Origin of the sequence: Enterobacter sp. T1-1, from assembly GCF_000710795.1 — a bacterium.
In the GTDB taxonomy this organism is placed as follows: Bacteria; Pseudomonadota; Gammaproteobacteria; order Enterobacterales; family Enterobacteriaceae; genus Enterobacter; species Enterobacter cloacae.
In genome coordinates, this window is sequence record NZ_JALW01000043.1 from 16,253 (window position 1) to 27,094 (window position 10,842).

The 10,842-nt window shown below is 54.2% G+C and carries 12 protein-coding genes; 10 read left to right on the top strand and 2 right to left on the bottom strand.

Annotated elements, in window-relative coordinates; genetic code table 11:
- The first annotated feature begins 120 nt into the window (after positions 1–120).
- The 4 genes from AK59_RS0114470 to AK59_RS0114485 all read left to right on the top strand — a co-directional run bounded on the left by AK59_RS0114470 (position 121) and on the right by AK59_RS0114485 (position 2,418).
- Positions 121–318, top strand: coding sequence for a hypothetical protein (locus AK59_RS0114470; protein ID WP_013096722.1), 198 nt, complete (start codon positions 121–123; stop codon positions 316–318).
- A gap of 1 nt (position 319) precedes the next feature.
- Positions 320–1,090 (top strand): hypothetical protein, encoded by a 771-nt coding sequence (locus tag AK59_RS0114475; protein ID WP_029883111.1) that lies wholly within the window; start codon positions 320–322, stop codon positions 1,088–1,090.
- A 63-nt stretch (positions 1,091–1,153) separates the two neighbouring features.
- Entirely contained in the window at positions 1,154–1,747 is a 594-nt protein-coding gene (locus AK59_RS0114480; RefSeq protein WP_029883112.1) for a TetR/AcrR family transcriptional regulator, read from the top strand.
- Between the two features lie 74 nt (positions 1,748–1,821).
- Entirely contained in the window at positions 1,822–2,418 is a 597-nt protein-coding gene (locus tag AK59_RS0114485; protein WP_020688138.1) for an NAD(P)H-dependent oxidoreductase, read from the top strand.
- A gap of 51 nt (positions 2,419–2,469) precedes the next feature.
- Here the strand turns inward: AK59_RS0114485 and AK59_RS0114490 are convergent, their stop codons facing one another.
- On the bottom strand, positions 2,470–3,048 hold the full coding sequence (locus AK59_RS0114490) for a TetR/AcrR family transcriptional regulator (RefSeq protein WP_029883113.1): 579 nt from the start codon (positions 3,046–3,048) through the stop codon (positions 2,470–2,472).
- A 103-nt stretch (positions 3,049–3,151) separates the two neighbouring features.
- Here AK59_RS0114490 and AK59_RS0114495 point away from each other — a divergent pair, with 103 nt between their 5' ends.
- From AK59_RS0114495 to AK59_RS0114520, 6 genes are all read left to right on the top strand, one after another.
- Positions 3,152–3,619 carry a nuclear transport factor 2 family protein gene (locus AK59_RS0114495; protein ID WP_029883114.1) on the top strand — a complete coding sequence of 156 codons (468 nt, stop codon included), beginning with the start codon at positions 3,152–3,154 and terminating at the stop codon, positions 3,617–3,619.
- A gap of 152 nt (positions 3,620–3,771) precedes the next feature.
- Positions 3,772–4,386, top strand: coding sequence for a TetR/AcrR family transcriptional regulator (locus tag AK59_RS0114500; RefSeq protein WP_014831802.1), 615 nt, complete (start codon positions 3,772–3,774; stop codon positions 4,384–4,386).
- A 74-nt stretch (positions 4,387–4,460) separates the two neighbouring features.
- Positions 4,461–5,567, top strand: a complete 1,107-nt coding sequence (locus AK59_RS0114505; RefSeq protein WP_029883115.1) for an efflux RND transporter periplasmic adaptor subunit — start codon at positions 4,461–4,463, stop codon at positions 5,565–5,567.
- Positions 5,564–8,635: an efflux RND transporter permease subunit gene (locus tag AK59_RS0114510; protein ID WP_029883116.1), complete on the top strand. Its 3,072-nt coding sequence runs from the start codon at positions 5,564–5,566 to the stop codon at positions 8,633–8,635. Before AK59_RS0114505 ends, AK59_RS0114510 begins: the two co-directional genes overlap by 4 nt.
- A gap of 244 nt (positions 8,636–8,879) precedes the next feature.
- On the top strand, positions 8,880–9,818 hold the full coding sequence (locus tag AK59_RS0114515; RefSeq protein WP_029883117.1) for an omptin family outer membrane protease: 939 nt from the start codon (positions 8,880–8,882) through the stop codon (positions 9,816–9,818).
- Between the two features lie 151 nt (positions 9,819–9,969).
- On the top strand, positions 9,970–10,440 hold the full coding sequence (locus AK59_RS0114520; protein WP_013096730.1) for a hypothetical protein: 471 nt from the start codon (positions 9,970–9,972) through the stop codon (positions 10,438–10,440).
- Between the two features lie 46 nt (positions 10,441–10,486).
- On the opposite strand, the gene AK59_RS01000000123780 is transcribed toward AK59_RS0114520, so the two are convergent.
- A partial coding sequence (locus AK59_RS01000000123780; RefSeq protein WP_032618592.1) for a LysR substrate-binding domain-containing protein occupies positions 10,487–10,842 on the bottom strand: 356 nt, incomplete at its 5' end.

The window sequence follows — 10,842 nt, forward strand, 5'->3', positions numbered from 1 at the left end:
CCAGAAGTTGAGACGCAATAAGGGCTGACCGCCATCGGGCTACTTTTTCAGGTTAACCCTAAGGTAAATTCCCCCGTTCTCTTCCAGGCTTATTCTTTTTATTCATAAGGATGACATGCGATGAGACGTTTCTTTCTCTCCCTTTTCTCCAGCCCGGAATCGTTACTTCAGGTGATGAGTCAGCAGGAAATCATTGAAGCCGTTGAGGATGGCGACCGGATTATCATCGACCAGGATGGTAATGCCTCGGTGAACTATAAAAGCAACGAGGTACGCCAGGATTTTCTGCGCCACGTCAATGCGTTAAAGAGGGCGTAATATGGGAACGGCGATATTTATGGTGCTGATGGTCTGCGGGTACTGGTACACCAGCCGCGACCTCTCTACCCGCTTCAAAATCAAGCGTTCCTTCGGCTGGGATGTCTATTTTCTGGTTGCCCTTTACGGCTCGATCTTCGTTTTGCAAGGTGTGATCGCCACCGGGCTGCTCTGGCTGCTGCTGCTCGCCCTCTCCGCGGCTGACAACACCTTCCACTTTACGTCAGAGCGTTATGCCGACTGGCAGATGGACTTTATGAACTGGAGTTTCCTGGGCATCCAGGCACCCGTAGTGGTGATGCTGGCCTTCGCCATCCTGTTTTGTCTTTATCGCTCAAACTGGGCGGGCAGCGCCCGACTGGACGGTGAAGGCAGGAAAAAGCTCTATAAGCGCCTGGCACAGGCGAGCGGGATTGAACAACTGCTTTATCAGTGCATGGAGCAAGGCGAGCTGGCGCAGGTGACGCTACGGTCGGGGCGTATCTATGTCGGCATGATCCATACGGCGACGCTGGAGTATGAGAAAACGGCCAATATCGTGCTTATTCCCATGCTGAGTGGCTATCGCGATCGCCAGACGATGAATTTTCGCATCGAAAATAACTACAGCAAATGGTATGACGGGCATGATATCACCCTCGACTCTGAGCCCAGAAGTGCGATGGATTTCAGAAAGGTGATTATGCTCAACCAGATTGAGAGCCTTGCGCTGTTCGACCCGGCAAGCGCCAGCGTGCTCGACATGGCTCAGCAGGAAAAAGCCGCGCAATGAGCTTCTCATCCGTTCAGTAAGGCGTGTAAACTACCTTTAGTAGTTAACTGATTTGAGGAAAAGATGGTTGTTAAGCGCTTAAGAAAAGAAGAACGCCGCGCACAGCTGCTGGAAGTCGCGCGCGGAATTGTGCGCCAGCAAGGCACTGAGGCCCTTACGCTGGGTTTCCTGGCCGAGCGCGCCAACGTCACCAAACCCATTCCTTACGATCATTTTGGCGATCGTGAAGGGCTGCTGATGGCACTCTACCAGGACTTCAGCGACAGGCAGCTCAAGAAATTTCGCGAGACGTTGAACAGAGACAATAAAACGCTGGCACAGACGATCCGTTTTTTCAGCGCCGCGTATATCGACTGCGCGATCTCTGCGGGCCCCGAAACGGGCCCCATAGCGGCGGCTCTGTCCGGCTCGCGGGCGCTGCAGATTTTCCGCGAGGCCTGCGTGGCCGACTGCGCAAACTGCCTGCGGATGGCGCTTGCCCCTTTTATTGTGCTGCAAGGGGTAACAGGTGAAGCGGCCCTGACGGCCATTATTGGGGCCGCGGATGCGCTCAGTACGGCTGCCGGAAATGGGATCCTCGCGCGTAACGTTGCCGAAGAGATGCTCAGCGGCGCGATGACCGGCGTCCTCAATACCTATCTGGACAGCACAAAATGAGTGCCCTGCCAGATTGACAGTTAAGTTACCAATAGTAACATAGAGGCATCTTCACTCACCCTGTTGAGGTCTCTATGTCTGCATCAAACGTCATCAATACTGCCCTGATCGTGACGGCTCACCCGGTCGAAAATTCGTTATCCCAATCCCTCGCGCAGCGAATTGCCGGGAAGTTACAGGAACAGGGTACGCAGGTTGAAATAGCCGATCTGCATGCCGAAGGTTTTTCCCCGACCATGATTCGACCCGACCTTGACCTCTACCACGGCGATGCCCGCGCGCTGCCGGACGAGGTGCTGCGCGAGCAGCAGCGTGTCGAGCGCGCGGATATGCTGGTATTTGTCTTCCCGATATACTGGTGGTCCGTTCCCGCCCTTCTGAAAGGCTGGTTTGATCGGGTGCTGACCGTGAACTGGGCCTATAAAGTGGCTGAAGATGGTCGCATCGTGGGTAATTTACGTGATGTGCCCGTGCGCCTGGTCGCAACGGCGGGCAGCGATCTGGCCGGGTTCGATAAGCACGGTTATTCCGGAGCTATTCAGACCCAGATTGTTGAAGGGGTGTTTGGCTTCTGTGGCCTTAAAAACGTGACGCTCGATATCCTCTATCAGGCCGATTCAGCCACTCCTCAGCAGGTGGACGATTTCCTGCAAAGCCTCACTAAGATCTGAATCGTACGGCGCAGCCATTCCCGAGGTTTGGCTGCGCACGCAAAGCGGTAATTAGCGCGGTATCAGCGCTTCAAGTCCCCTTCGCAACTGACTGACCACCTCTTTGGTATCCATGCCCATTTGCGCATGTATGATGGCACCGTCTATCAGCATTAAAATCTGCGTGTTAATAGCCTCATCGGCAATACCGGTGAGGGTGGCAATTTTTTCCCGGGTTTCAGATTTATGGTTGCGGCAAATGGCTTTTATTTCACTTTCATTGTCTTCTGATTTTGCTTCTGCGCTGGCATTAATAAACGCACAGCCATGAAACAACGGGGAAATAAACCACCCGTTAAGCGTTGCTGCTAATGCGTCCGATGCAGCCCGCCCCTCTTCGAGATATTGTCGAAGCGTGGTTTCAAACCAGGTAATCCACAGCTCGTGCCGATATTGCAGATAGGCAAGAATAAGCAAACTCTTACTCGGGAAATGGCGATAAAACGTCACTTTAGTCACTTTCGCCTGTTTGATAAGCGTATCAACGCCCGTTGCTCTGAACCCGGAGGAATAAAAGAGTTCGTGCGCGGTGAGTAATATTTTATCTCTGACGCTGACTTTTTGATCGTTATTCGTGGTGAGAGTATTCACGCTTATCTGGCCTCAAACAGTGTGTTGACAGACAGTATTTACAGGCATAGATTAACGCAAGTAGACAGCCCTGTCTACATACTATCAACCCGAGGTAGCCGAGATGAACACACGCCCCCCTTTACCGCCGTTTACCCGTGAAAGCGCCATTGAAAAAGTCAGGCTGGCAGAAGATGGCTGGAACAGCCGCGACCCGGCAAAAATCGCACTGGCCTATTCGCTGGACACGCAGTGGCGTAACCGTGCGGAGTTCGCCACGAACCGCGCGGAGGCGCAGGCGTTCCTTGAGCGGAAATGGAAGAAAGAGCTGGATTATCGCCTGATAAAAGAGCTTTGGGCATTTACCGACAACCGCATCGCCGTGCGCTATGCCTATGAATGGCATGATGATTCAGGCAACTGGTTCCGCTCTTACGGCAATGAAAACTGGGAGTTCGAGCCGGACGGCCTCATGAAGCGGCGTTTTGCCTGTATCAACGATATGCCCATCAAGGAAGCTGAACGGCTCTTTCACTGGCCGCTGGGCAGACGCCCGGACGATCACCCATCACTGAGCGATCTGGGGTTATAGGATTTTTCATCTCTCCGGGCTTGTGCAATAACTCCGGGCAAAGAGTGATACACTCTGGCTCACAGCACTGAAAAATACATGATTAAAAGAGTGACCAAATCATATTATGGTCACTCGTTGTCAACTGATGCCCGTCGCGCTAAGCTGAAATAATGACGAAAAATATGAACACCCCATCAACGCGTGGTCCCCTTGATCACTCTGTCCGCGAACAAATCGTCGAAGCGGCTTTTGAGCACTTCGGCCATTACGGCTATGAAAAAACCACCGTGGCAGAACTGGCTAAATCCATCGGTTTTTCAAAAGCCTATATCTATAAATTTTTCGATTCCAAACAGGCAATTGGCGAGGTTATCTGCGCTAACCGCCTGGCGCTGATCATGACGGCGGTGGAAACAGCCATCGCCGACGCGCCGTCGGCCAGTGAAAAAATGCGCCGCCTTTTCCGGGCGTTAACCGAGGCTGGCAGCGAACTCTTTTTCCACGATCGTAAACTTTATGACATCGCCGCCGTTGCCGCGCGGGATAAGTGGCCGTCTACCGAGCGGTATACCGAGAGCCTGATGAAACTGATTGAGAGCATCATTGTTGAAGGCCGCCAAAGCGGGGAGTTCGAAAGAAAAACGCCCCTGGATGAGGTGACCTACGCCATATACATGGTGATGTGCCCTTTCATCAACCCCGTGCAGTTGCAATATAACCTCGAAACCGCCCCGACCGCAGCACTCCTCCTCCCTTCCCTGATTTTACGAAGCCTGGCCCCCTGATTTGTGACCATTGACTTTATTGGTCACTGGTCTGAGAATGCGGAAACCGTCCTTTGATACGATAAGGTTTCCCCATGCTCAGGCTTCATTCAGCCCGTTTTGCCGTTTGTCTCCTCCCTTTCGCCCTGGTGGCATGCGGTGATAACCCCGCCACCGACGATCCGCGCACCCAGCCACCGCTTGTCAGATCCGCCTCCGTTGAACCGGCGAACGATGCGTCCCGCGCGTTTACGGGTGTGGTCGTTGCCAGAACGCAAAGCGATCTCGGTTTCCGGGTTCAGGGCAAAATCCTTGAACGCCTTGTTGATACGGGGCAGACCGTTAAGCAGGGCCAGCCGTTAATGCGTCTGGATCCGGTTGACCTGAAGTTACAGGCACAAGCACAGCAGCAGGCGGTGGATGCCGCCCAGGCCCGGGCGAGAAAAGCCACCAGCGATGAGGCGCGCTATCGCGGCCTGGTGGCAACAGGTGCTGTCTCTGCCTCGGAGTATGACCAGATAAAAGCCGCGGCGGATGCCGCCAGAGCTGAACTCAGTGCCGCACGCGCTCAGGCCACCGTCGCGCAAAATGCGACCGGCTATGCCGTGCTGCTGGCCGATTCCGACGGCGTGGTCATGGAGACGCTTGCAGAACCCGGCCAGGTGGTCAGTGCAGGTCAGGCGGTGATCAGACTGGCCCGCTCAGGGCAACGCGAGGCGCTCGTCCAGTTGCCAGAGACATTGCGCCCTGCCGTCGGTAGTAAAGCGCTGGCAACGCGCTATGGCAGCGAGGCACAGCCTGTTACCGCGACACTGCGCCTGCTCTCTGATGCAGCCGATACCACCACCCGCACTTATGAAGCACGCTATGTGCTGGAAGGCTCGCTGGCTAACGCGCCGCTGGGTGCGACCGTCACCCTGCATATCGAACAAAATGCTGAACGTCAGGTAATGCAGGTTCCGCTGGCGTCTCTGTACGATGCAGGCAAAGGGCCCGGCGTGTGGCGGATCTCCGCGCAGCCCGCAAAAGTGATGTGGCAGCCCGTCAAAGTGCTGAGTGTGAGCGACGATGCCGCGCAGGTGACGGGCGGCGTCAAACCGGGCGAGAAAATTGTGGCGTTGGGCGCCCATCTTCTGCATGACGGTGAAGCTGTCCGTCTGGCTGAACAACGCGGTACGGCTCTGGCGGGGAGTCAGCCATGAGCGACGGACGCTTCAACCTCTCAGCGCTTGCCGTGCGCGAGCGTGCCATCACGCTGTTTCTGATTATTCTGGTGACGCTTGCCGGTATTTACGCCTTCTTTGGACTGGGACGGGCTGAAGATCCGCCCTTCACGGTAAAGCAAATGACGGTGATTACCGTCTGGCCCGGCGCAACCGCACAGGAAATGCAGGATCAGGTTGCTGAACCGCTGGAAAAACGGCTGCAGGAACTCAAGTGGTATGACCGTACCGAAACCTATACCCGCCCGGGCATGGCGTTTATCACCCTCTCCTTACAGGACATGACGCCCCCCTCCGAGGTGCAGGAAGAGTTCTATCAGGCGCGCAAAAAGCTTGGCGATGAGAGCAAAAATCTCCCGGCGGGCGTGATGGGCCCGATGATCAATGACGAGTTTGCGGATGTCACCTTTGCCCTCTTTACGCTAAAGGCAAAGGGTGAACCGCAGCGTCTGCTGGTGCGTGATGCTGAAAGCCTGCGCCAGCAACTCCTGCATGTGCCTGGCGTCAAAAAAGTGAACATCATCGGCGAACAGGCCGAGCGGATTTATATCGCCCTCTCTCATGACCGTCTGGCAACGATGGGGCTGGCACCGCAGGATATTTTCAACGCGCTGAACAATCAGAACGTTCTCACGCCAGCAGGCTCCATAGAAACACAGGGTGCGCAGATCTTTATTCGCCTTGATGGTGCTTTTGATACGTTGCAGAAGATCCGCGATACGCCGCTGGTCGCTCAGGGTAAAACGCTCAGGCTGTCTGATGTGGCAACGGTTGAACGCGGTTATGAAGATCCTCCCACGCTGCAGATCCGTAACCAGCGTGAACCGGCGCTGCTGTTAGGTATTGTGATGCGGGAGGGCTGGAACGGTCTGGCGCTGGGGAAAGCGCTGGATGCCGAAACGGCTAAGATCAACGAAAACCTGCCGCTGGGAATGACCCTGACCAAAGTCACCGATCAGTCCGTGAATATCCGCTCGTCGGTGGATGAATTTATGATCAAATTCTTCGTCGCCCTGCTTGTGGTGATGGTGGTGTGCTTTGTCAGCATGGGCTGGCGCGTGGGCGTGGTCGTCGCGGCGGCGGTTCCCCTGACGCTGGCAGTCGTCTTCGTGGTGATGGAGGCGGCGGGGATAAACTTTGACCGCGTAACGCTGGGCTCGCTGATCCTTGCTCTGGGTTTACTGGTTGATGATGCCATTATCGCCATTGAAATGATGGTGGTGAAAATGGAGGAAGGCTACGACCGAATCAAAGCCTCCGCTTACGCCTGGAGCCATACCGCCGCGCCTATGCTGGCCGGTACCCTCGTGACGGCGATTGGCTTTATGCCAAACGGGTTCGCCCAGTCGACCGCCGGGGAATACACCAGCAATATGTTCTGGATTGTCGGCATCGCCCTGATTGCCTCCTGGCTGGTTGCGGTGGTGTTCACGCCCTATCTTGGCGTTAAGATCCTGCCAGATATCGCCAAAGTCGAAGGGGGTCATGCCGCCATCTATAACACCCCGCGCTATAACCGCTTTCGCCAGCTGCTGGCCCGGGTAATTGCCAGAAAGTGGATCGTGGCCGGTTCCGTGGTCTTCATTTTTACCCTGGCCGTAGTGGGTATGGGACTGGTAAAAAAACAGTTTTTCCCAACGTCCGACCGCCCTGAAGTGCTGGTGGAAGTGCAGATGCCTTATGGCACCTCAATTGAGCAGACCAGCGCCGCAACGGCGAAAATCGAAGCGTGGTTAAAACAGCAGCCGGAAGCCAGCATAGTGACCGCCTACGTCGGGCAGGGTTCACCACGTTTTTACCTGGCCATGGCACCTGAATTACCCGATCCCTCTTTTGCGAAAATCGTGGTGATGACGGACAGCCAGATGTCACGCGAGGCGCTCAAGTTCCGGCTCCGGGAAGCGGTCGCCGGTGGACTTGCGCCGGAAGCGCGCGTGCGTGTCACACAACTGGTGTTTGGCCCCTACTCCCCCTTCCCGGTTGCCTGGCGTGTGATGGGGCCCGATGTCGATACGCTTCGCAATATCGCCGATAAGGTTAAAGGCGTTCTGCAGGCCAGCCCGATGATGAGAACCGTCAACACCGACTGGGGTTCACGAGTTCCCACACTCCATTTCACCCTCGATCAGAACCGTCTGCAGGCCACCGGCTTAACCTCAAATAGCGTGGCTCAGCAGCTCCAGTTCCTGTTATCGGGTGTACCAATTACTGCCGTGCGTGAAGATATTCGCGCTGTACAGGTTACAGGACGCGCTGCGGGCGATATTCGTCTTGATCCGGCGAAGATCGAAGGGTTTACCCTGGTTGGCAGTGCGGGACAGCGGGTGCCGCTGTCGCAAATCGGTCAGATTGAGGTCAAAATGGAAGACCCGCTCCTGCGTCGTCGCGACCGCACGCCCACCATTACCGTGCGCGGAGATATCGCCGACAATCTTCAGCCACCGGATGTGTCGGTGGCGATCATGAAACAGCTAAAACCGATTATTGATACGCTCCCGCCCGGATACCGCATTGAGATGGCAGGCTCAATTGAGGAATCAGGTAAAGCCACACTGGCCATGGTGCCGTTGTTCCCGATAATGATAGCCCTGACGTTACTGATCATCATTGTGCAGGTGCGATCTCTCTCGGCGATGGTGATGGTCTTTCTGACTGCCCCGCTGGGCCTTGTCGGCGTGGTTCCCACGCTGCTGCTGTTCAATCAACCTTTTGGGATCAATGCACTTGTCGGCTTGATTGCGCTTTCGGGCATTCTTATGCGAAATACGTTGATCCTTATCGGGCAGATTACGCATAACCAGAAGGAAGGTCTCGCCCCGTTCGATGCGGTGGTCGAAGCGACCGTCCAGCGGGCACGGCCGGTGTTACTGACAGCCCTGGCTGCCGTGCTGGCATTCATACCGCTGACCCATTCCGTATTCTGGGGGACGCTGGCCTATACGCTGATTGGCGGGACGCTGGGCGGAACGATCATCACCCTGGTCTTCCTGCCGGCGATGTATGCGATCTGGTTCAGGATCCGTCCTGCGAGTAGCGTTTCAAATTAACGGGGAGAATACGTTAAGTTTATTACATCCGGGAGTGCATTTTTAATTACCGACAGCTATTTTGCACCGCCTTAATGTTTATTCATCCCACCTTTCGCCGCCTCACTGAGGCGGCCCAAAGTTAAATATCGCTCCCTGGGTCAAATAATAAAAAAAATACCAAAACTGGCAGTTGATTCTTATTTGTATGACTTTTAAGATTTGTCTGCAAGGCATTGATAAAATTTGATTTAGGGAAATTAAAATGACAAAAAATATTGTTGCCGGAATGATGATGGCCGCGTTTTCAGGGGCAGTATATGCAGGATCCGCACAAGCCATACCGGATTTTTCACCGGAAAGTTTATCGGTTTCAGCCTCTGCCGGGATGCTGAGCGGAAAATCCCATGAAATGGTGTACGACGAAGTCACAGGAAGAAAAATCAGCCAGCTCGACTGGAAAATCAAAAATGTCGCCATTCTGAAAGGTGATATTTCCTGGGATGCTTATTCATTTTTGACACTGAACGCCCGCGGCTGGACGTCTCTGGCATCAGGCTCGGGTCATATGGATGACTACGACTGGATGAATGCAAAACAATCCTCCTGGACAGACCATTCATCCCATCCTGCGACCAACGTCAATTACGCCAATGAATACGATCTCAACGTTAAAGGCTGGATCGTCCAGGGCGATAACTATAAAGCTGGCGTAACCGCAGGTTATCAGGAAACGCGCTTCAGTTGGACGGCGACCGGTGGCTCTTATAATTATGATAACGGCACCAATACGGGCAACTTCCCGGCAGGTGAACGCGGTATTGGCTATAGCCAGCGCTTCTCCATGCCGTATATTGGTCTGGCGGGTCAGTACCGTTTCAATGATTTTGAATTCAATGCCCTGTTTAAATTCAGTGACTGGGTACGCGCGCACGACAACGACGAGCACTATATGCGCGATCTGACCTTCCGTGAGAAGACCTCGGATTCCCGCTATTACGGTGCGTCGGTTGACGCAGGTTATTACGTCACGCCGAACGCCAAAGTGTTCGCAGAATTTACCTATAGCAGTTACGAAGAAGGTAAAGGCGGTACGCAGATTATTGATACCAATACTGGCGAATCGGGCTCTATTGGCGGAGATGCTGCCGGTATTTCAAACCGCAACTATACCATTACTGCGGGTCTGCAATACCGCTTCTGATCCCGTTGTGGTTAATCAAGATCGGGCCCCTGACGGGGCCTTTTTGTGATGTTGAGTTAAACTCACATTGATTCTGACTATTTGTCGTTTTTCAAACGCGACGTCCCTGAAATATCATCCTTCAAAATTGATAAATGTTCAGGGAGCAAACATGACGCTTGACGTTATATTTCATTTAATGAAGCTGGTCTCACTAGATGAATATTCATCCGGCGCCAATTTATCGGCACTGCTGGAATCGCTGTCAGCAGAAAAAGAGAACGATGTCACCCTTGCGGCCTTTGTGCATCGCCTTCACATTCTGTGTGCCGCTCACAACGACCCCATGCAAGCTGAAGCGTTGCTCGCCGCTAATCTGCCAAAAGAGGGTGAGCCTCTTCCCGTACTGGATTTTTCAGGATGGCCGCTGGTGCGTTACGCCCTTTCAGGTGAATTACAAACGCCCGAGTCCGAGGCATACTTTCAGAACGTCACGTCGGCTGCCACTATATTGCGTGCAGCGATAGTAGATTCAGAGCGCGCAAACAATACGCCTGCGATCGCTATTCTCGATAAACTTCTCAACCTGAACGGTGCATTGCCGGAAAGGTATAAAAAAATGGCAAATATTCCTTACGCCTGAAGTTTATAGAGCAGGATACGCCCGCGGCATATCCTGCTTTTGATAACTACAGCCGATGCTCGTCGTATTCCAGACAGATGATATCAAGAGAAGGAATGACCGGGGCATGCAGGTTAAGCCAGTCCAGCAGACATTCAATACTCTTTTTCCTGAGTGAATTTTTCGGCCAGACAATGTAATAACCGTCCCCGGTGGCGATGGCTTCTTTGAAAGGCAGCGCAAGCAGGCCGCTATTCAGCGCGTCAAGCGAAAGCAGCAGGTCGGCAATCGCGACGCCATGGCCGTTCATGGCGGCACTACTCCCCTGTTCAAGGGTGTCGAAAACCGCTCCGCGACTCATATCAAGCCCGGGGAATAACCCCGTCCTTCTCAGCCACCGCCGCCAGTCGCGTCTGTCCGGGG